The sequence below is a fragment of the Janthinobacterium sp. Ant5-2-1 genome (assembly GCF_001445815.1).
Taxonomy (GTDB): domain Bacteria; phylum Pseudomonadota; class Gammaproteobacteria; order Burkholderiales; family Burkholderiaceae_D; genus Janthinobacterium; species Janthinobacterium lividum_E.
The window spans coordinates 52941-73635 of record NZ_LNCE01000071.1; the positions used below are offsets into that span (position 1 = coordinate 52941).

21 protein-coding genes are annotated in these 20695 nt (G+C 62.8%); 9 read left to right on the forward strand and 12 right to left on the reverse strand.

What is annotated here, in order from left to right; all coding sequences use genetic code 11:
- Positions 1–135: 135 nt before the first annotated feature.
- The 9 genes from ASN89_RS21720 to ASN89_RS21760 form a co-directional block, all read right to left on the reverse strand.
- Positions 136–1224: a porin gene (locus ASN89_RS21720; RefSeq protein WP_058050774.1), complete on the reverse strand. Its 1089-nt coding sequence runs from the start codon at positions 1222–1224 to the stop codon at positions 136–138.
- A gap of 975 nt (positions 1225–2199) precedes the next feature.
- A complete protein-coding gene (locus ASN89_RS21725) occupies positions 2200–2655 on the reverse strand; it encodes a nuclear transport factor 2 family protein (protein WP_058050724.1) in 456 nt (151 codons plus the stop codon).
- Positions 2652–3419, reverse strand: a complete 768-nt coding sequence (locus ASN89_RS21730) for an SDR family NAD(P)-dependent oxidoreductase (protein WP_058050725.1) — start codon at positions 3417–3419, stop codon at positions 2652–2654. Before ASN89_RS21730 ends, ASN89_RS21725 begins: the two co-directional genes overlap by 4 nt.
- On the reverse strand, positions 3416–3976 hold the full coding sequence (locus ASN89_RS21735; protein ID WP_152988645.1) for a DUF3833 domain-containing protein: 561 nt from the start codon (positions 3974–3976) through the stop codon (positions 3416–3418). Before ASN89_RS21735 ends, ASN89_RS21730 begins: the two co-directional genes overlap by 4 nt.
- Complete coding sequence (locus tag ASN89_RS21740; RefSeq protein ID WP_058050726.1) at positions 3967–5244, reverse strand: MFS transporter; 1278 nt, start codon at positions 5242–5244, stop codon at positions 3967–3969. Before ASN89_RS21740 ends, ASN89_RS21735 begins: the two co-directional genes overlap by 10 nt.
- Complete coding sequence (locus ASN89_RS21745; RefSeq protein ID WP_058050727.1) at positions 5241–5789, reverse strand: chalcone isomerase family protein; 549 nt, start codon at positions 5787–5789, stop codon at positions 5241–5243. The genes ASN89_RS21740 and ASN89_RS21745 overlap by 4 nt, the downstream gene beginning before the upstream one ends.
- A gap of 2 nt (positions 5790–5791) precedes the next feature.
- Positions 5792–6955: an SAM-dependent methyltransferase gene (locus ASN89_RS21750; RefSeq protein WP_058050776.1), complete on the reverse strand. Its 1164-nt coding sequence runs from the start codon at positions 6953–6955 to the stop codon at positions 5792–5794.
- 68 nt (positions 6956–7023) lie between these two features.
- Positions 7024–7821 (reverse strand): DUF1365 domain-containing protein, encoded by a 798-nt coding sequence (locus tag ASN89_RS21755; protein WP_082654688.1) that lies wholly within the window; start codon positions 7819–7821, stop codon positions 7024–7026.
- Entirely contained in the window at positions 7811–9124 is a 1314-nt protein-coding gene (locus ASN89_RS21760; RefSeq protein ID WP_046683366.1) for an NAD(P)/FAD-dependent oxidoreductase, read from the reverse strand. Before ASN89_RS21760 ends, ASN89_RS21755 begins: the two co-directional genes overlap by 11 nt.
- Positions 9125–9327: 203 nt before the next feature.
- Between ASN89_RS21760 and ASN89_RS21765 the strand changes: the two genes are divergently transcribed.
- From ASN89_RS21765 to rpoH, 5 genes are all read left to right on the forward strand, one after another.
- Positions 9328–10269, forward strand: coding sequence for a MerR family transcriptional regulator (locus ASN89_RS21765; RefSeq protein WP_046683367.1), 942 nt, complete (start codon positions 9328–9330; stop codon positions 10267–10269).
- Between the two features lie 164 nt (positions 10270–10433).
- Positions 10434–11492 (forward strand): signal recognition particle-docking protein FtsY, encoded by a 1059-nt coding sequence (gene ftsY, locus ASN89_RS21770; protein ID WP_058050729.1) that lies wholly within the window; start codon positions 10434–10436, stop codon positions 11490–11492.
- Between the two features lie 8 nt (positions 11493–11500).
- Positions 11501–12244 carry a cell division ATP-binding protein FtsE gene (locus ASN89_RS21775; RefSeq protein ID WP_058050730.1) on the forward strand — a complete coding sequence of 248 codons (744 nt, stop codon included), beginning with the start codon at positions 11501–11503 and terminating at the stop codon, positions 12242–12244.
- Positions 12241–13161, forward strand: a complete 921-nt coding sequence (gene ftsX / locus ASN89_RS21780; protein ID WP_046683370.1) for a permease-like cell division protein FtsX — start codon at positions 12241–12243, stop codon at positions 13159–13161. The genes ASN89_RS21775 and ftsX overlap by 4 nt, the downstream gene beginning before the upstream one ends.
- A gap of 389 nt (positions 13162–13550) precedes the next feature.
- Positions 13551–14444 carry an RNA polymerase sigma factor RpoH gene (gene rpoH / locus ASN89_RS21785; protein ID WP_035824784.1) on the forward strand — a complete coding sequence of 298 codons (894 nt, stop codon included), beginning with the start codon at positions 13551–13553 and terminating at the stop codon, positions 14442–14444.
- 89 nt (positions 14445–14533) lie between these two features.
- Here the strand turns inward: rpoH and ASN89_RS21790 are convergent, their stop codons facing one another.
- Positions 14534–14800 carry a hypothetical protein gene (locus ASN89_RS21790; RefSeq protein ID WP_046683371.1) on the reverse strand — a complete coding sequence of 89 codons (267 nt, stop codon included), beginning with the start codon at positions 14798–14800 and terminating at the stop codon, positions 14534–14536.
- 178 nt (positions 14801–14978) lie between these two features.
- Between ASN89_RS21790 and ASN89_RS21795 the strand changes: the two genes are divergently transcribed.
- The gene (locus ASN89_RS21795) at positions 14979–15431 is read left to right on the forward strand and encodes a hypothetical protein (RefSeq protein ID WP_058050731.1); all 453 of its coding nucleotides are present in this window, start codon (positions 14979–14981) and stop codon (positions 15429–15431) included.
- On the opposite strand, the gene ASN89_RS21800 is transcribed toward ASN89_RS21795, so the two are convergent.
- Together ASN89_RS21800 and ASN89_RS21805 are read right to left on the reverse strand one after the other, a co-directional pair.
- The gene (locus ASN89_RS21800) at positions 15406–15774 is read right to left on the reverse strand and encodes an antibiotic biosynthesis monooxygenase family protein (RefSeq protein WP_058050732.1); all 369 of its coding nucleotides are present in this window, start codon (positions 15772–15774) and stop codon (positions 15406–15408) included. The genes ASN89_RS21795 and ASN89_RS21800 overlap by 26 nt on opposite strands.
- Positions 15771–16874 carry a cytochrome P450 gene (locus tag ASN89_RS21805; RefSeq protein WP_058050777.1) on the reverse strand — a complete coding sequence of 368 codons (1104 nt, stop codon included), beginning with the start codon at positions 16872–16874 and terminating at the stop codon, positions 15771–15773. Before ASN89_RS21805 ends, ASN89_RS21800 begins: the two co-directional genes overlap by 4 nt.
- Positions 16875–16950: 76 nt before the next feature.
- On the opposite strand from ASN89_RS21805, the gene ASN89_RS21810 reads away from it, so the two are divergent.
- From ASN89_RS21810 to ASN89_RS21820, 3 genes are read left to right on the forward strand one after another with little or no spacing between them, the layout of a single operon-like run.
- Entirely contained in the window at positions 16951–17643 is a 693-nt protein-coding gene (locus ASN89_RS21810; protein ID WP_058050733.1) for an ArsR/SmtB family transcription factor, read from the forward strand.
- 10 nt (positions 17644–17653) lie between these two features.
- Positions 17654–18385, forward strand: a complete 732-nt coding sequence (locus ASN89_RS21815) for an ABC transporter ATP-binding protein (RefSeq protein ID WP_058050734.1) — start codon at positions 17654–17656, stop codon at positions 18383–18385.
- Complete coding sequence (locus ASN89_RS21820) at positions 18382–20658, forward strand: CPBP family intramembrane glutamic endopeptidase (protein ID WP_058050735.1); 2277 nt, start codon at positions 18382–18384, stop codon at positions 20656–20658. The genes ASN89_RS21815 and ASN89_RS21820 overlap by 4 nt, the downstream gene beginning before the upstream one ends.
- Positions 20659–20695 lie beyond the last annotated feature (37 nt).

A 20695-nucleotide genomic window follows, 5' to 3' on the forward strand; every position in this document is an offset into this window, starting at 1 on the left:
AGTAACGGCGCCATTATAACTGGCGCCGCCAATGCAAAAACGCGCCGCCAGGACTAGCCTGGAGACGCGTTTCCTTGCTTGTCAGCACTCCCGAAGGGATGCTGACAGCGGTACTAAGCTTCGCTTGCGCGAATATTAGAACGAGTGACGAACGCCAACGTTGAAGGCTTTGTCGCCCGTACCAACATTGCTGTTGTTACCAACGGTGTAGCCAGCGTTGTTTTTGTTCGAGATCTTGGCGTACGAAGCGTAGGTGCTGGTGCGCTTCGACAGAGCGTACGAGTAGCCCAGTGCGAACTGGTTAGCATCGGCGTTCAGGCCCGATTTGTCGTTCACGTGGATAACCGAAGCCATCACGGTGCCGGCTGGACCAACTGGTACCGTTGCGCCGATCAGGGCGGTGGTGCTGTCGTCGCTGGTAGCGGCCGAAACGTAGTTGAATGCATTCAGGTTGCCGTTGTTACGCAGCGAGCTGTTAGCACCTTTGTTGACGCCGTATGCAACATACGCTTTCGCTACTGCGAAGTCGTAGTTAGCGGCTGCCAGCCAGTTACGTGCGCTACCAGCTTCAGCAACAACACCACCAACTGCCACGTCGTTCGACGTGTTGTTGTAGGCCAGGCGAGCGTTCAGAGGACCGTTAGCGTAGCCAACCGATGCGCCCATTTGACGGCCGATTTTGCTCGACACGTTGCTTTCGTTGCCGTTGTTGGCAGCGCTGTAAGCAACATCAGCGTCAAAGCCGTTGAAGTTAGGCGAGGTGTACAGCACGGTGTTGCTGGTGCGGGTCGTGTTCGCTGGGAACAAGTTCTTAGCGGAACCAGCGTAGCCAACTGCGAATGGATCAGCAACTTTCGACAGGGTGTTGTACCAAGGGGTGTATTGACGACCCAGGGTTACGGTACCAGCCGTTTTGCTGCTCAGGCCAACATAGGCTTGACGACCGAACAGAGCGTCGCCATCTTGCGAACCGGAATCAACTTTGAAACCCGATTCCAGAACGAACAGTGCCGACAGGCCGCTGCCCAGATCTTCGGTGCCTTTGAAGCCCAGACGGGAAGCCGAAGCAACACCGCTGTCGATTTTGTTAACGTTGCCGTTAACACCGCCGCGCTCGCTGACGAAACCAGCGTCAACGGTACCGTAGATAACAACGCTCGATTGAGCTTGGGCTACGCCAGTGGCTGCTGCCAGAACTGCCAGGGTGATCAGAGTTTTTTTCATTGCGATTTCCTTTAATTTTTGAAGCAAAAAGTAATACAGCCTATGCATCTCGATGCTGCGCTCTAGCAGAGCGCTTTTTATGAGTGAGGGCAAGGTCTCCACCTGCCACATTGCTGTTCCGGTCAGGGGAACATTCATATCGGTATCGGCACGCTATTGCACCGATAAGCTTGAAGGCTGCATAACGACCGTCATTCGTGCGCCGGTTCGGTGCTCAAACGGCACCGGAAGCGGCACTATAACGACCGTTTCACATTCCATCAAGTTCCAACATGTTACTTCCGGTACCAGGCCGAGGGCTTTTTCAGGCATCCCGACCATCGCCAACCGTACTACGCGACAGAGCCAGTGCCCCTTGCCAACCAATGCATTGGCCTGATTGACCATTCCATCATAGCGCATGCCTTGTCGACACCCGTTGTATTAGTGCAACAGTATCAGGCGAGTGATTAAAACGTCAACATGCTTTACCCGTCATTTGCCCGCCAAGATTTACGCGACAAAGCGCGCAGTTTGTCAGGCGATAATGGATAAACGGAACGAAGCATACACGGCATCGCCAATGTTTGCTGCCGAAGGCCCAAAAACGGGAAATAATGCGCCCAATTTTGGTGCGTTGCCGCATTATTCAGGGGCGTAGGCGCCATTTTCGACGTCGGCGCGCGCGGCGGAAAAATAGGCAGAGTAACAAGACAATTACTGACTTTCCGGTAATTTAAATTGCTCACATAGAAATGTTTTCCATGTTTTACAGCCAACGCTTCAACTATCCGATTGGAACGGATGAGGACGACTCTTGCTTGCAAATTGCGCATCAGTTGAAACAATTTCTTACAATGTTGCCTTCTCAATATTTTGACATATTTGTGTCTAAAAAACGACACTTTGACCGAAATCAAGTTTTCGCCTGCCCCATTTCATAGAATTTACTTTTTCTTTTTTGCATTTTTTGCTTAAAAGCATCGCGAAACCGCCTTAGCGCTGGCTTGCGCGCCGCAGCAGGCGCATGAAACCGCCCAACAACGGCAGTTTTTCATACAATTCTTCCGCCACATCCCAATAATCGCGGTGCACGGCCACCCGTCCCTGCGCATCGAAGCGCACATGGGTTGCGCCACGAATGCATTGTTCGCCAGATACCAGTCGTTTCATGCGGAAGCGAAATTCCCACGTCAGGAACGCTTGCTGCCCCTGCCCAAGGCTTTCCAGCACGACAAACCGGGGCGCATCGACTTGCACAAACATGTGCTCGAAGATGGCCAGGATGGCGGCGTGGCCCACCACCTCGTTGAACGGGTCCTTGAACTGGGCATCTGGCGCATACACGGCGCCCAGCTGGGCCAGGCTTTCCAGGCTCAGGTGCTCGTAAAACCCCACCAGGCGCGCCAGCGCCTCCTCCACGCGTTCCGTGTCCGGCATGCTTGCGCTCATACGCCCGTCACCTTGCGGATCAGCCAGAAATAGGCACGGTACGGCAACAGCCGCGCCAGGCGCAGGGTATTCGTAAAGCGTTTGGGAAAGTGAATGTGGAACTGGCCCCGCTCGATGCCGTCGAGCATGGCGGCCGCCGCATCCTGCGCCGTCATCAGGGCCGGCATGGTGAAATCGTTGTCTGCAGTCAAGGGGGTGGCGACAAAACCAGGGTTGATTTGATATACATCAATCCCGCGTGGATGCAAATCCAGATACAGCGACTCCGTCAGGTTGATCAACGCCGCCTTGCTGGCGCCGTACGCGAGCGCCTTGGGCAAGCCGCCATAACCGGCCACCGAAGCGACGATGCCGATGCCGCCGCTGCCCTGGCGCAACAGCCATGGCAAGGCTTGCTCCAGGCAATTGAAGACGCCGCCCACATTCAGGGCCAGCAAACCCTGGGCCGCCTCAAGGTCGAAGCTATCGGCGCGCATGGCCTGATAGCCGCCAGCGACCACCAGTATCAAATCGATATGCGTCCATTGCTGCTGCAATTGCGCGCAGACGGCCCGCAGCTGCGCGTGCTGGGTGATATCGAGCGGCAATGCCTGCGCCAGCGGCTGCCCTTCGCACAGCTGCTCCAGGCTGGCGCGATGGCGGGCCGACAAGGCCACGCTGGCGCCCTGCTCCAGCAGCAAGGTGGCGCACGCGGCGCCGATGCCGCTGGAAGCACCGATGACCCACACGTGCTTGCCGGCCCAGTTGGTGATCTTGCGATTCATGGGGCCGCCTGTGGACGCTTGCTAAACGATAAGGTAACGGCGCCCAGGCTGAAGCCGAACTTGCTCATGGCGGCGCGGTTGAGCATGACCTTGTCATCCATCAGGAACATCCAGTCCTCGAAGTCGACGTGATAGACCGTGCCATCGACGGGCAGCGCCAGCACGTATTGCCAGCGCAGCGCATTGCCGGCCACTTCGCCGACGGCCTCGCCTATTACGTCGGGCGCGGTACCGATGAAACGTCCGGGCGCCGTCTTGCGCAAGGTCCACACGCGGCGTTGTTTGCTGCCGTCCGAATACGTGAAATCCTCGTCCAGCGTACCCGTCTCGCCCACCCAACTGGCCCGCATCACGACGGTGAAACGCTTGACCACCTTGCCGGAGCGGTCCTGGAAGATGCCATGGGCGTCGAGCGTGCCGTTGAAGTACTGCTGCAAGTCCAGCTTGGGTGTTTCCTGCGCGTACATGGCCGGCGTGGGGGGCGTGGAACAGGCAGCTAGCGCCAGCAGCAAGGCGGCCGCCGTCATGCCGCGCCGGCAATAGTTCATCAGGTACATGGTCGATACTCCCCAGTTTCACTATATATATGTTGTAGAGGCGCGCGCCACAGCAGCAGCGCCGCCAGCAGTTTCAAGGCGCAGGGCAGCAAGGCGTAGGCCGCCGCCAAGGCCGGCAAGCCGCCGTCGCTGCCCGGCACGTAGCCGAGCCAGGCCAGCAGGGGCAAGGCGATGCCGGCCGCCAGCGCCAGGCTCATCTGCACGCCCCAGTTCCACCAGCCGAAATATGCCGCTTCGTGCCGTCCGGCATGGCCAGCCGCGCCGATCAGCCCCGCCAGCAGGGCCGGCGGCAAGGCCAGGTCGGCTCCCAAGGCCAGGCCCGACAGCAGGCAGATGGCGGCAAAGCCCCAGGCTGCGCCAGCGCCCAGGCCATACGCCCAGACAAACACGGTCGCGGCCAGCAACATGGCGCCGCCCCAGGCGCGCGCTTCGCCAAAGCGGCGCGCCAACGCCACCCACACGGGCATCGAGGCGGCTGCCGCGCAAAAGTAAAGGATCAAAAACGGTCCGGCGTAATGGCCCAGGCGCAAGTAATCACCGGCAAAGAACAGGAACAGGGTGGCGGGAATGGCGGCCGCCACGCCATTGACGAGCAGGACGGCAAACAGCCAGCGGAACGCGCGCTGGCGAAATGGCAGCTTCCAGCCAGTGCCGGAAACCGCTTCTGCGGCGCCGCGCAAAGCCGGGCGCGGCGCGCGCGCCAGCAGCAGCGCGCCCGCCGCCAGCAGGCAGGCGGCAAAGGCCAGCGACAAGCCGTCATAGCCGAACACGGAAGTGAGCCCCGCCGCCAGGATCACGCCGAGCAAGCCGCAGCCTTCGCGCACGGCCGTCACCCGCGCCCGCTGCGCGCGCTGCTGGCTCAGGGCCGCGCCCCAGCTCTGGTGCGCGATGCCGGCCAGGCCATAAGCGGTGTAGACGAGCAGCAAGGCGGCAAGAAACCAGGCCAGGGTGACCGTTTCCTGCATGGCGGGCGGATGGAACAGGGCGCCAAAGCCCAGCAGCAGCAAGGGCAGCGAGGCGCCGACATATACGGCATAGCTGCGCCCGCCACGCGCCATCCAGGCACCGAGGGCCGGATCGATGAAGGCGGCGGCGATGCGGGCCGCCAGCAGCACGGCGCCGATCTGCGCCAGGTCAAGGCTGCTGCGCTGCGCATAAAACGGCGCGACATATATATAGATGGGCAGCGCCAGCATGGCCAGCGGCAAGCCGAACAGGCCATAACTGAACAAGGCTGGCAAGCTCAAGGCGCCGCCCACGGCATTCATGGCAGCGGCGCCGCACTCTGCAGCAAGGCCGCGCGCAGCTTCGGCGCCGTGGTCGACGGCGAGAGCCAGATGGCAAAGAAGGCACGCGCGAAGTCGCCGTCGCTCACATCAGCCAGCACCTTGCCGTCGAGATAAAAACGCACGCCCGGCGCGGTACCGGCCCGGTAGACGCCCGCGATGCGCTGGTCTTCCTTGACGTCAGGAAAGATGCGCTGCATGGTCGACAGCCACGCCAGGCGCTGCTCGGGCGTGCCCGCACCGATTTTCTGCATCTGTTCATAACTGGCTTCAGCGATCTTCTTGCCGTCGAGCGCGCGCGCATAGCGCAATTCCAGCACAAACGGCGCCGTTTCGGACGCCGCGCCCTGGTAGCCTTGCGGGCCCACCCACAGTTGCGCCCTATAAATACGCATGCCAAACCACGTGTATTCGCCCTCGCCCGCCAGGCGGGCTTCGGGCACGTCGGCAGCGATAAAGGCAGGCGGCGCTGCCACGGCACCCAACATGGTCAATGACAGCACAACAACGGCAAGCAAACGGCGCATGGTCAGTCCTTGATCAGGGTAAATTGCATCACATCCGTGTTGTGCGCCTGGAAGGCGGCCTCGCAATACGCGAGGTAAAATTCCCAGGTCAACAGGAAACGCCCATCGAAGCCCTGTTTTTCCAGCGCCGTGCGCTGGGCCAGGAAGCTGGCGCGCCACTGGCGCAGGGTTTCCGCATAATCGAGGCCAAAGCTGAAGGCGTCTTCCACGCGCAAGCCCTGCGCCTCGGCGGCGCGGCGAAACTCGGCCGGCGACGGCAGCATGCCGCCCGGGAAAATGTACTGTTGAATAAAATCCGTGCTCTTGCTGTAGCGCTCGAACAAGTCGTCGGCAATGACGATGGTCTGGATGCAGGCCCGTCCTCCCTGCTTCAGGTTGCGCGCCAAGCATTCGAAGTAACCGGGCCAGTAGCTTTGCCCCACGGCTTCGAACATCTCGATCGAGGCGATGGCGTCGTACTGGCCGGCGCTGTCGCGGTAGTCGCACAGCTGCAGGTCGGCCTGCTCAGCCAGCCCCGCGTCCTGCAGGCGCTGGCGCGCATAGGCAAGTTGCTCCGTGGATAAAGTCAAACCCGTCACGTGGGCGCCATGATCGCGCGCCGCCGTTTCCGCGAAACCGCCCCAGCCGCAGCCGATTTCCAGCACCCTGGCGCTTGGCTGCAGTTGCAACTGATCGGCGATGCGCCGGTATTTGGCCACTTGCGCCTGCTCCAGGCTGGCGCCTTCGGTGAACAGCGCGCTCGAATACGTCATCGACGGGTCCAGCCACAACTGGTAAAAGGCGTTGCCGATGTCGTAATGGGCGTGGATATTCTTCTTGCTGCCGGCGCGCGAATTGCGGTTGAGTAAATGCCGCAGCTTGTAGACGAGGTTGCCCCACCAGTTGCCGTAGATCAGCGATTCAATCTGCGCGCGGTTGCGTATCATCAATTCGATCAAGCCGGGCAAATTGTCCGTGCGCCAGTCGCCGGCGATAAAGGTTTCCGCAAAGCCGATGTCGCCCGAGCGCAGCACGGCCGAGCACAAACGCCAGTTGTGCAAGTCCAGGGTGACGGGAGGACTGCCGTCGCCATACAGCAAGATGCTGCCATCGGGCGTGCGCAGGCGCAGGGCGCCATGCTGCAATTTTTGCAGCAGGCGCAAGATCATGCGCCCGGAGGCGGGCATGTCGAGATGCGAGTGATCGTGACAAACGCTGCTGCGCGCCTGCAGGCCGGTCGGCAGGGAATCGGAGCTCATCGGGACACCTTTTCTTGTGGAGGGTGGGGTTTGCTGAAAAACGGCACGCGTCGCAGCCACAGGCGCAAGGCTTGCCAATGGATGCGCGCCATCACGCCAAACGTCATCAGGGGATAGCGCAGCAAGGCCCAGGCGATGGCGCCATCGCGCAGCGGCTGCGCCGTGCCGGACAAGCTCGTCTGCAGCAGTGGACCGTCGAGGTCGTCATAGTCGACCCGGGCCAGGTGGCGCTCGCCGTCCTGTTCGCTATTGCGCAAGAAATGGAAACGATAATTTCCTTCCACCTTGCAAAACGGAGAGACGTGGAAAATTTTATTGGCGCGCAACTCGCTGCCATACGCGATGGCGCCGCCCTGCTCAAGCAGGTACAGGTGACGCTCGCCAAAGGTATTGCGCACGTCGCAGACCACGGCGCGCAACGCGCCATCCGGGCGGTGGCAAAACCAGAAACTGACGGGATTGAAGACATAGCCGAACATGCGCGGCATGGTTTGCAGCCAGATTTCGCCGCCCGCATCCAGCACGCCCTGCTGGCGCAGCAAGCCGTCGATCCAGTCCAGCAGCGGCGTCGCGCCGTCGCCATGGTCGCTGTCGCGGAAGGACAGCACATTGGCGCCGTTGCGTGAAATCAGCCGCGCAGAAAAATCGTGCGCGCCCATGCTGCGCAAGGGCAGGCGCAGATAAAACATGCCGTAAACAAAAGCATGCGCGCGCGGGCGCAGCCGCGCATGGCGCACCTGTCCCAGGCACAGCTGGGGCTGCGGCGCCACGGGCGGCGATGGATCACGCGGCATGGCCGAGCTCCGCCGTCGCCATGCCATTGAGTATTTGCGCCACGGCCAGGCCCGACTTCAAGCCGTCTTCATGGAAACCATAGCCCGTCCAGGCGCCCGCGAACCACGTGTGCTGCGCACCTTGGAAACCGGCCAGGCGCGCCTGGGCGGCAATGGCCGCGCCATCGAACACGGGGTGGGCATACGAAAATTCGTCGATGATGCTGGCCGGAGCGGGCTCGTCGAGCGGATTGAGCGAGACGATGACGGGCGTGCTGAAAGGCAGCGGCTGCAGCTGGTTCAGCAAGTAATGCACGCACACTTGCGGCGCCTCGCCTTCCGCCACTGCCGGCCGGCCCTGGTAATTCCAGGCGGACCAGGCCTTGCGGCGCTGCGGCAGGCAGGACGCATCCGTATGCAGCACGGCCCGGTTCGGCTGGTAGCGCACGGCTTCCAGCACGGAGCGCTCGTCGTCGCGGATATCGGCCAGCAAGGCCAGCGACTGGTCGCTGTGGCAAGCGAGCACGACGTGATCGACATGCTCGACGCCGGCGGCCGTGTGCAGCTCGACCATGCGCGCGCCACCGTGCGGCTGGCGGCGCACGGCCAGCACGGGGCAAGCAAGGCGCTGCTGCGGGATGCCGGCCAGCAGTTTTTCCACGTACACGCGCGATCCGCCCCGCACCGTGCGCCATTGCGGACGGTCGCTCACTTGCAGCAAGCCATGGTTGTGGCAGAAACGGATGAAAGTGGCCAATGGAAAGGCCAGCATCTGGCGCGCCGGACACGACCAGATGCAGGCGGCCATCGGCAGCAGATACCAGTGGCGGAACTCGTCGCCATAATTGTGCAGGTCGAGAAATTCGCCCAGGGACATGGCCGGCGCCGGCACGCTTCCCGTCGCCAGGGCGCTGGCCTGGCGGTTGAAGCGCAGAATATCGCGCAGCATGCGCAAAAAGGCGGGGCGCAGCAGATTGCTACGCTGGGTAAACACGGTATCGAGATTGGCGCCCGCCCATTCCAGCACGCGCGCATCGGATGCCGTGCCCAGCGGCATTTTGACGGAAAACGACATGTCGCTGTCGGCCGCCTCGACACCGAGTTCGTCAAACAGTTGCACCAGGTTCGGATAGGTGGCGTGGTTGAACACGAGAAAACCCGTGTCCACGCCATGCGTGACGCCGTCGAGCGTGACGTCGACCGTATGACTGTGGCCGCCAAAATAGTCGCCCGCCTCGTACAAGGTGACGTCCTGGCCCGCTTGCGCCAGGCGATAGGCACACGACAATCCTGCAATTCCTGCTCCGACGACGGCAATTTTCATGAGTGCACCCGTGTTAAGTTTGTCCTGGACAAATAAGCCTCATGGATAATCGATGAAATATTGATTTATGTCAATGAGCGTCCTGAGCCATTCAGAAACTTATACGTCGGCAATTTCTAATCGGATTCAGCTATTTGGTACGGGGCAGCGGAAGGCGTAAAATGCACTCCACGTTCTTTTGGCATGCGAGCAAGCCCCCTGGTATGGATACTGACCTGCAACCTACTTCCGCCTTCAGCATCAGCGATGTCGAGCGCGATACCGGACTGGCCAAGGAAACCTTGCGTGTGTGGGAGCGCCGCTATGCCTTTCCCCAGCCCCAGCGCGACGCCTTTGGCGAACGCAGCTACCCGGCCGAGCAAGTGCAGAAGTTGCGCATGGTCAAGCGCCTGCTGGACCTCGGATTTCGTCCGGGCAAAATCATGCAGCACAGCACCTTGCAACTGCAGCAGCTGGCCAGCGCCGGCAGCGCAGCGCCATCCACGCCGGCACCCCAGCTCGAACACTACCTGTCCCTTTGCCGTGGCCACCAGATGACGGAACTGGGCGACGCCCTGCGCCAGGCGCTGGCCGTGCTGGGCTTGAAAGCGTTCACCATCGACGTAATCGCCCCCCTCACCGGCATGGTGGGCGAAGCGTGGGCTTGCGGCGACCTGGCCGTGTATGAAGAGCATCTGTATAGCGAAACCTTGCAGACGGTGATGCGCCACGCCATCTTTTCCCTGCCGCAAGCAAGCAGCCCGTCCACGCGCACGCCGCGCATCGTCCTCAGCACCTTGCCGCAGGAGCGTCATGGCCTGGGGCTGCTGATGGCCGAAGCGTTGTGTGCGGCTGCCGGCGCCCATTGCATGTCGCTGGGCGTGGAAACGCCGCTGACGGACATCGTCGCGGCCGCCCGCGCGCAGCGGGCCGATATCGTCGCGCTGTCGTTTTCCAGCGCGAGCAAGCAACGGCAGACGCGCGACAGCCTGCAGCAGCTGCATGCGAACTTGCCGTCAAGCATGGAATTGTGGGCCGGCGGACGCAGTCCCGTGTTGTACCGCCAGCCGCCAGCCTTTTTGCACGTGCTGGACTTGCGGCAAGTCGACGAAAGCATCGCCGACTGGCGCCGCCGCCATCAGGCGCTGGCCTTGCAAACCCACTGAACCGGCTGGAAAGCGCGGCAACTGCGGCGATCTCCGTGGATAGCCGCGCAATGTTGCCAATCGAACAGTAAAGCATGAAGGGCCGGGCGCGCTCTGGTAGAATAGCCGGATCAACAGTGTCCGGCGCCGCCGGGCCTAAGGTCAGCACCCGCCACCACACATCCATGTTTAGTTTCTTCAAGAAAAAACCCATCGCTCCCGAGGCTGCGCCAGCCGAGCCCCTCGTCCTTCCCGCCGCCACGCCGCCTGCACCGCAGCCTGCCGCTACGCCCCTGAGCGGCGCGCCGGCCGAGCTCGTGCCTGTGATCGTGGCCGCCGAACCCGAGAAAAAATCGTGGATGACGCGCCTGAAGGCCGGCCTGTCGAAAACCTCGAACACCTTGTCCGTGCTGTTCGTCGGCGCAAAGATCGACGATGCCCTGTACGAAGAGCTGGAAGCGGCCTTGCTGATGTCCGACGCGGGCATCGACGCCACGGAATTCCTGCTGACGGAATTGAAGAAAAAGGTCAAGGAAGACAAGCTGCTTGACGCCGCCGCCGTCAAGGCCGCCTTGAAAGTGCTGCTGATCGACCTGCTCTCGCCGCTGGAAAAGCGCTTCGAGCTGGGCCGCCACAAGCCGCTGGTGATGATGATTTCCGGCGTGAATGGCGCCGGCAAGACCACCACCATCGGCAAGCTGGCCAAGCACATGCAATCGAACAACCAGTCCGTGCTGCTGGCCGCAGGCGACACTTTCCGCGCCGCCGCACGCGAACAGTTGATGGTCTGGGGCGAGCGCAACAACGTTACCGTGATCTCGCAGGAATCTGGCGACCCGGCCGCCGTGGCCTACGACTCCGTGCAATCGGCGAAGGCGCGCGGCATCGACGTGGTCATGGTCGATACGGCGGGACGCTTGCCGACGCAGTTGCACCTGATGGAAGAATTGAAGAAAATCAAGCGCGTGCTCGGCAAGGGCATGGATGGCGCGCCGCATGAAACCCTGCTCGTCATCGACGGCAATACGGGCCAGAATGCCCTCACGCAAGTGAAAGCATTTGACGATGCCCTGCAATTGAGCGGCCTGGTGATTACCAAGCTGGACGGTACCGCCAAGGGCGGCGTGCTGGCGGCGATTGCCCGCGTGCGCCCCGTGCCTGTGTATTTCATCGGCATCGGTGAGAAAATTGAAGACTTGCAGCCTTTCGTGGCTGCCGAATTTGTCGAAGCGCTGCTCGGATAAGCCCATACATGATTGAATTTCAGCACGTCTCCAAGCAATACTCCTCCGATGCCGTGGCGCTCAGCGACATTTCGCTCAGTATTGCCAAGGGCGAGCTGGTGTTCCTGGCCGGCCCGTCCGGCGCCGGCAAATCCACCTTGCTGAAAATGATCGCCGCCATGGAACGCCCCACATCGGGCAAGCTGATCGTCAATGGCCAGGACATGGCCAAGATCAAGCCGGCCGGCGTGCCGTTTTTGCGCCGTAACATGGGCCTGATCTTCCAGCAGCAAAAGTTACTCAACGACCGCTCCATCCTGGCCAACGTCATGCTGCCGCTGCTCGTCGTCGGCGCGCATAAAGTTGCCGCGGAACAGCGCGCGCGCGCCGCGCTCGACAAGGTGGGACTGCTGGACCGCGCCATGGCGCGTCCGCTGTCGCTGTCGGGCGGCGAGCAGCAGCGCGTGTCGATCGCGCGCGCCATCGTCAACCGGCCGCAGATCATCCTGGCCGACGAACCGACGGCCAACCTGGACCGCGCCAGCGCCAACAAGGTGCTCGACGCCCTGAAAGCATTCCACTCGGTGGGCGTGACCTGCCTCATTTCCAGCCATGACGAACAGATGCTCGACGCCGCCGCCCGCGTGATCCACCTGAAAAACGGCCAGCTGGTCGCCATCGACAAGGCCACGCAAGCGCCCGTCTTCGCGCCACCCGATCCCGATTTTGCGCCCTCCCCCGACCAGGATGACGCGCAGGGAGAACAGGCATGAGAGGCTGGTTCCGTCAACACCGCTTCGCCCTCGGTTCGGCGCTGATTCATTTGCGCAAGTCGCCAGGCGGCTTTCTATTGAACGTCGTGGTGGTCGCCATCGCCCTGTCGCTGCCGTTCGCCGGCTTGACCATGCTCGACAATGTACGCCCGATGTCGGAACAGATGTCGGTCGACCCGGAAATCAGCGTTTTCCTGAAGATCGACACGCCGCGCGAGCAAGCCGTGGCCCTGGCCAGCGCCATGCGCAAGATCGTCGGCGAGCAAAAGGCGAAGATCGTCTTCATCCCCCGCGAACAGGCGCTCGACACCCTGAAAGACAAGAACGGCCTGGCCGACGTACTGAGCACACTGGGCGACAATCCCCTGCCTGACAGCTATGTGCTGAAACTCGACGCCTTCAGCAGCGCCAGCGAAGCGCAGGACGTCGATGCGGTGGCGGAACAGCTGCGCCACTTGCCCGGCGTGGAATCGGCGCAAGTCGATTCGGCCTGGGTCAAGCGCCTGGCGGCCCTGCTGGGCGTGCTGCGCCTGGTGCTGCTGCTGCTGGCCATCACCCTGGGCGTGGCCGTGATCGCCGTGGTCTTCAACACCATCCGCCTGCAAGTGATGCAGCAGCGCGATGAAATCAGCATCTCGAAACTGATCGGCGCGACGGACACCTTCATCCACCGCCCCTTCTATTACACGGGCGCCCTGCTGGGCCTGTGCGCCGGCGCGCTGGCCCTGGGCGCCGTGGCGCTGGCCTTGCAGCCGCTGAATACCGCGATTGCCGAGTTTGCCCGCCTGTATGCGTCCGAATTCCAGCTGGTGCCGCTGGCGCCGCTGCCGATGGCCGGCTTGCTGGCCGTCAGCGCCAGCCTGGGCCTGATCGGCGCCTTCCTCTGCGTGCAGCGCCACCTGGCGCGCCTGAACTGACCCTCTTTCCATGGCGGCGCTCCTGGCGCCGCCATGCGTCCCATATTGCTGCTATCTTGATAATAAGCAAGTATTCTTAAGGCTCGCTTCAGCCAGAGGCCGTAGACTAACTACGTTGTCGTGAAGCGCTATCTGGATATATATCAAGCATTACATCGCCATAGCATTTAGGCTATCAGGACGATTAAATGTGCTGATTGGCACTCTCAAGCAGAGAGTGCTAATATAGGGACATACCAAGAGCAGAAGCGCCATGGACGCCAGATGAAGATGGTGCCGCGCTCTGCAAAGTACAAGACCGAATACGCAAGACCGAACAGACAAACGGACCACGTCGCGTGACGTGGCCAACTGGAACAAAGCAAGACTACGAGGGAGAAAACATGACTATGATGTCCGCAACGTCCGCATTGGTTCCGACCAAAAGTAATGCGCTGGGCCTCGGGTTCACTGGCAATCTGGGCAATATTGACGCCTATATCTCGGCCGTGAACCGCCTGCCCATGTTGACCCATGACGAAGAAATTTCGCTGGCGACACGCCTGCGTGAAAAAAATGATCTGGCCGCCGCGCAAGAACTGGTGCTGTCGCACCTGCGCCTGGTGGTCTCGATTGCCCGTGGCTACCTGGGCTATGGCTTGCCGCATGCCGACCTGATTCAGGAAGGCAATATCGGCTTGATGAAAGCGGTGAAACGTTTCGATCCGGACCAGGGCGTGCGCCTGGTGTCGTACGCCATGCACTGGGTGAAAGCCGAGATGCACGAGTACATCCTGAAAAACTGGCGCCTGGTCAAGGTTGCGACGACGAAGGCGCAGCGCAAGCTGTTCTTCAACCTGCGCAGCCACAAGACGGGCCTGGACGCGATGACGCCGAAGCAGATCGATGCGCTGGCCAAGCTGCTCGACGTAAAGCGCGAAGAAGTGATCGAGATGGAAACGCGCTTGAGCGGCCGCGACATCGCACTGGAATCGCCAACCGACGATGAAGACGACAAGTTTTCGCCGATCGCCTACCTGTCGTCGGAGCAAAGCGAGCCGACCAAGGTGCTGGAAGCGGAGCAAGTGACGCGTCTGCAATCGGAAGGCCTGGAAACGGCCTTGAGCAAGCTCGACGCCCGTTCGCGCCGCATCATCGAAGCGCGCTGGCTGGCCAACGACGACGGTTCCGGCGCCACCCTGCACGCGCTGGCGGAAGAGTTCGGCGTATCGGCCGAGCGCATCCGCCAGATCGAAGTGGCGGCGCTGAAAAAAATGAAGGGCGCCCTGGCCGCCTGGGTGTAATCACAAGCAATGCCGCAATGCAAAAGGCGCCGCAAGGCGCCTTTTGGTTTTATAACTGATATTTATCAACAGATAAACATTGTCAGCCCTTACGCTGCAGCCAGGCCCTTGACGAGGACTTCGGCAACCAATTCATTCAGATCCGCGCCGCGTTCCTTGGCCAGGGTCTGCAATTGCAACACCAGATCGCTGTTCAGCTTGACGGCAAATGGCACCAGGCCCAGGGCCTGATCGCGCTTGCGCTGCTCGCGGCGGTCGACGACCACCGCTTCCTTACCGAATGCACCGGCGCCGGGAACACTCATCTTTCCCATCAGTTTCTTGGCATCGCTTTTGGCCAGGTCGGTTTTTTTCATGGTTGTTTCCTGATTTTCAAAACAGCCATTTTACGCAGTAATCGGCGCGCCGCGTGGCCGGCGCGTCAATTCATCGGCAGCACGCCAATAGTGCGCCTGAAAAATATCATTTTGTTACTATCATTTTATCCCACGCGTGAACAAGCACGCCGGGGACGCTCTACCTGAAAGGAAAAACATGCATTACCTGACCCGCTCTTATCGCACCATGCTGCTTCCCCTGTTCTTCGCCTGCTTGGCCGTACTGGCGGGCTGCGGCGCGGCCGGCAGCGCCGGCGACGCGGAAAACACGCCGCGCAGTGTCACCCACGTGCTGTCGCCGGGCGAACAGGTCGCCATCACGGCCACCGATACCCTGAAACTCGAGCGTGTCAACGATAGCCGCTGCCGCAAGGGCGCCGTGTGCGTGTGGAAAGGCTACGTCAGCTACAGTTTCAGTTTGCTCAACAGTGCTGGCGCCACCGACATCGTCCTGTCCGACTCCATGCCCGGCGCTTCCAGTTCCGTCACCGTCAAGCACCTGACGTTTACCTTGCTCGACGTCGACCCGGCCACGCCGCCCGCCCTGAATGCGGCAGAGCCCACCTACCGCGTGAAAGTCAAGATCACGCAGGGCGCCCTGCCCCGCTAACATCGTGGCGCAGGCGGCTGTCGCTGGGCGCCTGCTGCCGGTCCAGCATGCCGTAATCGCGCACGACGGCGGCGATGCGCAGCCGGTAATCGTCAAATACGCCCTGCCGGCCAGCCGATTGCGCCGCCCGGTGCGCTTCCAGCTGCCGCCACTGCGCCAGCGCCGCCTCGTCGCGAAAGAACGACAGCGACAGCAGTTTGCCTGGCTCGCTCAGGCTGCTGAAGCGCTCGATGGAAATGAAACCATCGACTTCGTCGAGCAGGGGCCGCAGCGCAGCGGCCAGGTCCAGATACTGCTGGCGACCTTCGGCGCTGGGCCAGACTTCAAAAATCACGGCAATCATGCATTTTCTCCTTGCGTAAACACGGGGATGCGGGCGTTCAGCGACGGCAGATAACGCCACGCCAGCGCCATGCCCTCCAGGCCATCGGCCCACGCCTGCAAACAAGCCGCAGCGATGGCCTGCGCGATGGACTGGCCCGGACAGACATGGCGGCCATGGCCAAAACCCAACTCCGCATGGCTGGCGCTGGCCAGCACGACGACGATCATCTGTCCGGCCGGCACGCGCACGTCATCGAACTCCACGTCTTGCACCGTGTAGCGGCGCGTGTTGTGGATCGACGGATCAAAACGGCTGACTTCGCGCAGCATGGCCGGCCATCGCTCAGGTGTTGCGCGCAGTTGCGCCGACAAATCCGGCTGCGTGCGCAAGGCAACGACGGCATTACCCAGCAAGCCGGCAGTGGCGTCGCAGGTTTGCGACAGCAAACCCACGAGGTTGGCCGGCAAGCCGCTCCCCATGGCATCGGTCTCTGTCACGATACTGGCCAGCAGGCTGCCCGGCCTCGCGTTGCCCTCGCGCAGCAAGTGGCCAAAACCTTGTAGAAGGGCATCGGCCGCTTCCTGCGCGCCAGCCAGTTGTTCTCCATTGCTGAGCGGCGACAGACAAGCAACAAAAGCGCGCGTCCAGGCCGCCAGCGCCGGCCATTGCGCTGGCGCAAAGCCCAGCAAGTCTGCCATGGCAAACAGCGGCAGTTGAAAAATCGCCTCATTCAGCTGGGCAGCTCCAACGGGCACACGGTCGCTGGCCAAGCGCAATGTCTGCGCCTGCAGGCGAACCACATCCACCTGCCCCAGCGCGCGCACGAGCATCTGTTTCGGCACGGCATGCCGTTCGCCATCGTTCATGCGCACCAGTTCCGCAAAAATCGCGCCGCACGGCGTGCCCGCCAAGTTGTGCGGCACGCCCAAGCCCTGCGGGCGCACGCGGCAAGCGGGATGCGCGAGCACGGCCCGCACGCCGGCCGCGCCCGTCGCCAGCCAGCAATCGAGTGCCGCATCGAAACGCAGCGGCGGGCCATCGGCCAGGCGGCGATAGTAGTCATACGGCGCCGCGTGGGTGACGGCGGAAAAAGGGTCGGCGGGGTCGGCGAGCGGCATGCGCATTCCATTGCAGTGAGGTGGGGACACGAGTATGCTGCTCCTTCCACCACTACACTTCGCCCACGAACGAACCATGGACGACAAACTTCCCTCGGCCGACATGGGCCTGGCGCAACTGGCCGGCGCCATCGCCGAACCGGCCCGCGCACGCATGGTGTGCAGCCTGCTCGATGGCCATGCGCGCACAGCCACGGAATTGGCCACGCTGGCCGAAGTGGGCGCCTCGACGGCCAGCGCCCATCTGAGCCGGCTGCGCGACGATGGCTTGCTGTCCATGCTGGCGCAGGGCAAGCACCGCTACTACCGTCTGGCCAGCGCGGAAGTGGGCCAAGCCCTCGAAGCGCTGCTGGTGGTGGCCGGCGTGCCTGCAACGCCATTTACTCCCTCGACGCCGGACCGCCTGCGCCATGCGCGCACCTGCTACGACCACATGGCCGGCACCGTCGCCGTCGCCCTGCACGACCAGCTGCACGCGCAGGGCTGGCTGCTGGACGACGGCGGAGAATATCGTCTGTCGGAAGCGGGCGCGGCCGGCATGGCGGCCCTGGGCATCGACGTGCCGCAATTGCTCAAGCAGCGCCGCCGCTTCGCCTGCGCCTGCCTGGACTGGAGCGAACGGCGCGCCCACCTGGGCGGCGCGCTGGGAGCCGCCCTGCTGCAACTGGCCCTGCGCCAACGCTGGGCCGAACGCGAACTCGACAGCCGCGCCCTGCGCATCACGCCGGCCGGCGAACGGCACCTGCTGGCCGCCTTCGGCGCTTGCTGAGGGAAGCACGATGATCGCGTTCCAGGAACTGGCCAAACAATACGGCAGCTTCGAAGCCGTCAAGCCGCTGACCCTGCAAGTGGGAAAAGGAGAAGTCTTCGGCTTCCTGGGCCCGAACGGGGCGGGCAAGACCACCACCATCCGCATGCTGATGGGCATCCTCGTGCCCAGCAGCGGCCGCGTGCTGGTCGACGGCCTCGATTGCCACCGCGATGGCGCCGCCGTCAAGCGCAAGGTGGGCTATTTGCCCGACAATCCCATCTTTTACGATTATTTGCGGGGCCGCGAAATCCTGCAATTCGTCGCCGAAATGCATGGTTTTTCACGCACGGAAGCGGCCGCCCGCGCCGCGCGTCTGCTCACGGAATTCGGCCTTAATGAAGCGAGCGAGGATTTCGCCGTCAATTACTCGCTGGGCATGAAAAAGAAACTGGGCCTGGCCTGTGCGCTGATACACGATCCGGCCGTGCTGATCCTCGATGAACCGATCAACGGTCTCGACCCGCGTGCTTCGCGCGACGTGCAGGAACGCTTGCTGCGCATCGCCGCGGCCGGCACCACCATCTTCGTTTCCACGCATTTGCTCGATATGGCGCAAAAACTGTGCAGCCGCGTTGCCATCATCCACCGTGGCGCCCTGGTCGCCACGGGCAGCCTGGACGATATCCGCCGGCAGCTGTCCAGCGACGGCAGCCTGGAAGACCTCTTCTTGCAACTGACCGATGAAACGTCGACCGCATGACACCGGCGCCACCCACCGCCTGGCGCGCCGTCTGGCTGCTGACACGCTTGCGCCTGCAGCGCCTGCTCAACGTCAGCGGCAGGGGCTGGTCGTTCAAGCGGAGCGGCAAGAGCCGGGCCGCCACGCCAGGCAAGAAACGGGGACGCTGGCTGCTGGGCGCGCTGCTGCTCTTGCCCATGCTATTTTCCTCCGGCAATATCGCCCGCCACAACCTGCTGAACATGCATTGCCTGCTCGACCAGGTGGCCGTTTGCCAGGCCAAGGGCAGCATGAACGCGGGCGAGCGCGTGCTGGCGCCCGTCATCGCCCACTTGATCGAGCAACCCTTCAGTACGGCGCTGGCGGGCGCCCTGACCCTGCAATTGGCCCTGCTGTGGCTGGTCAGTGTTCTGCTGCCGCTGGGCATGGGAGAACTGTCAAAGCCAGACTGGGATCTGGAATGGCTGGTCACCCTGCCCGTCGAGAAAAGCAATTTGCTGTGGGCGCGCGTGCTTGAACGCACGCTGGTCAACCCGCTCGGCCTGCTGGTGCTGTGGCCCTGCACCACCATGATCGCCTGGTATTCGGGCCAGGGCTGGTTTTCGCCGTTGCCGGGCCTCTTTGCCTGCCTGCTCCTGCTGGCCCTGGCGGCCATGCTGCGTACCCTGGTCGACACGGGCTTGCGCCTGTCGTTCAGTCCCGCGCAGCTGGGCAACCTGCAGGCGCTGCTATCGGTGGCCGGCCTGTTTCCCATGTATATGGGCATGTCCTTCGGCATGGGCGCGGGCGGCTTTGCCCACGAGTGGGCGGCGGCCATGCCCGCCTGGAGCGCCTGGACGCCGCCCGGCCTGCTGGTTACATTGCTCAATGCCAGGGGTGCGGCGGCAGCGCTGCCGGCCGCCCTGCTGCTGACGCAATGCCTGTGCCTGATGCTGTTGGGCATGGCGCTGCTACGCCACCAGTTGCGCCATGGCGTGGTGGGCGCCGGCCAGCGCGAGGCCAGCCGCAAGCCGTCCCCGGCGGCACCGCCCACAGGCAAGTGGCACGCCAGCATCGGCACGGTGATCCAGCGCCGCGAACTGACCTTGCTGCTGCGCGATCGCAATTTTCTCGTGCAAACCCTGCTGCTGCCCTTGCTGATCCTCGGCGGCCAGGCCCTGTTCTCGGGCCAGGCGCGCGACCTGCACGAACTGCTGTCCAGCCCCGCCTTGCTGGCCTCCACCGGCTTTTTCCTCGGCACCTATGTGCTGATGATGTCGGCCTTCCAGACCCTCAACAAGGAAGGCGGCGCGCTGTGGCTGCTGTACACGTTTCCCGTCTCCGTCGAACAGGCGCTGCGGCAAAAGGCCCAGCTGTGGGCCGCGCTGGCCCTGCTGTATCCATTGATCCTGTTCGGCGTGGCGCTGGCCTGGCAAGACGCCTGGCGCTGGGACATGGCGGGGTTGATGCTGCAGGCCCTGGCCGGCATCCCCCTGTACTCGCTGATCGCCGTGGCGCTGGGCGTGTTTGCCAGCGATCCGCTGGCCGCCGAGGCGACGTCAAAAATACGGCCTGCCTACACGTATCTGTACCTGCTGCTGACCGGCCTGTATATCGCCGCGCTGGCCGCCGGCAACCCCGTGCAGCAACTGGTGTTTGTCGTGCTCACGGGCGCGCTGGCCGCGGCACTGTGGCAAAAGGCGCGCGACGCTTTGCCCTACCTGCTCGACCCGGTCGCCTCGCCGCCGGCCAGAATCACGGCGGCCGACGGCTTGATCGCCGCCATGCTGTTTTTCATTCTGCAAACACTGGCCTTGATCCTGCTCAAGTACCCGGTGGCCGCGCCGCTCACGTATGTGCTGCTACGCCTCGTGTATTGGCGCGCAGGGACGGCCGGCGTGCCGCGCATGGCACAGGGCCGCCAGCCGTGGCGCTGGGGAGGCGCAGGCGCCTGTGCCGCGGTGCTGTTCGGCGTCGGCTACGCGGCCCTGTTGCCGCCTGGCACGCTTCCACCGGCCGGCGGGCACTGGCCGTGGCTGCTGGCACTGGGCGTGCTGGCCGCGCCCCTGTGCGAGGAATTCATCTTCCGCGGCTTGCTGCAGGGCGGCTTGCGCCGTTCCCTGCCGGCCTGGAAGGCGATCACTGTCGCCGCCGCCCTGTTTACCATCGTGCATCCACCGGCCGCCATGCTGCCCGCCTTCGCGCTGGGCCTGTGCACGGGCATCGCATACGAGCGCAGCGGCGCTCTGCTGGCGCCCATGCTGGTGCATGCCGCCTACAACGCCGCCCTCCTCGCGTACCAGTTGCAAGGATAGATACAGGCACAGACAAGTTTGCTAGAATCGCACACGA

Coding starts and splice junctions, on each gene's coding strand:
- ASN89_RS21720 (WP_058050774.1), bottom strand. CDS start 1,224: ATGAAAAAAACTCTGATCACCCTGGCAGTTCTGGCAGCAGCCACTGGC.
- ASN89_RS21725 (WP_058050724.1), bottom strand. CDS start 2,655: ATGAGCGCAAGCATGCCGGACACGGAACGCGTGGAGGAGGCGCTGGCG.
- ASN89_RS21730 (WP_058050725.1), bottom strand. CDS start 3,419: ATGAATCGCAAGATCACCAACTGGGCCGGCAAGCACGTGTGGGTCATC.
- ASN89_RS21735 (WP_152988645.1), bottom strand. CDS start 3,976: ATGTACCTGATGAACTATTGCCGGCGCGGCATGACGGCGGCCGCCTTG.
- ASN89_RS21740 (WP_058050726.1), bottom strand. CDS start 5,244: ATGAATGCCGTGGGCGGCGCCTTGAGCTTGCCAGCCTTGTTCAGTTAT.
- ASN89_RS21745 (WP_058050727.1), bottom strand. CDS start 5,789: ATGCGCCGTTTGCTTGCCGTTGTTGTGCTGTCATTGACCATGTTGGGT.
- ASN89_RS21750 (WP_058050776.1), bottom strand. CDS start 6,955: ATGCCCGCCTCCGGGCGCATGATCTTGCGCCTGCTGCAAAAATTGCAG.
- ASN89_RS21755 (WP_082654688.1), bottom strand. CDS start 7,821: ATGCCGCGTGATCCATCGCCGCCCGTGGCGCCGCAGCCCCAGCTGTGC.
- ASN89_RS21760 (WP_046683366.1), bottom strand. CDS start 9,124: ATGAAAATTGCCGTCGTCGGAGCAGGAATTGCAGGATTGTCGTGTGCC.
- ASN89_RS21765 (WP_046683367.1), top strand. CDS start 9,328: ATGGATACTGACCTGCAACCTACTTCCGCCTTCAGCATCAGCGATGTC.
- ftsY (WP_058050729.1), top strand. CDS start 10,434: ATGTTTAGTTTCTTCAAGAAAAAACCCATCGCTCCCGAGGCTGCGCCA.
- ASN89_RS21775 (WP_058050730.1), top strand. CDS start 11,501: ATGATTGAATTTCAGCACGTCTCCAAGCAATACTCCTCCGATGCCGTG.
- ftsX (WP_046683370.1), top strand. CDS start 12,241: ATGAGAGGCTGGTTCCGTCAACACCGCTTCGCCCTCGGTTCGGCGCTG.
- rpoH (WP_035824784.1), top strand. CDS start 13,551: ATGATGTCCGCAACGTCCGCATTGGTTCCGACCAAAAGTAATGCGCTG.
- ASN89_RS21790 (WP_046683371.1), bottom strand. CDS start 14,800: ATGAAAAAAACCGACCTGGCCAAAAGCGATGCCAAGAAACTGATGGGA.
- ASN89_RS21795 (WP_058050731.1), top strand. CDS start 14,979: ATGCATTACCTGACCCGCTCTTATCGCACCATGCTGCTTCCCCTGTTC.
- ASN89_RS21800 (WP_058050732.1), bottom strand. CDS start 15,774: ATGATTGCCGTGATTTTTGAAGTCTGGCCCAGCGCCGAAGGTCGCCAG.
- ASN89_RS21805 (WP_058050777.1), bottom strand. CDS start 16,874: ATGCCGCTCGCCGACCCCGCCGACCCTTTTTCCGCCGTCACCCACGCG.
- ASN89_RS21810 (WP_058050733.1), top strand. CDS start 16,951: ATGGACGACAAACTTCCCTCGGCCGACATGGGCCTGGCGCAACTGGCC.
- ASN89_RS21815 (WP_058050734.1), top strand. CDS start 17,654: ATGATCGCGTTCCAGGAACTGGCCAAACAATACGGCAGCTTCGAAGCC.
- ASN89_RS21820 (WP_058050735.1), top strand. CDS start 18,382: ATGACACCGGCGCCACCCACCGCCTGGCGCGCCGTCTGGCTGCTGACA.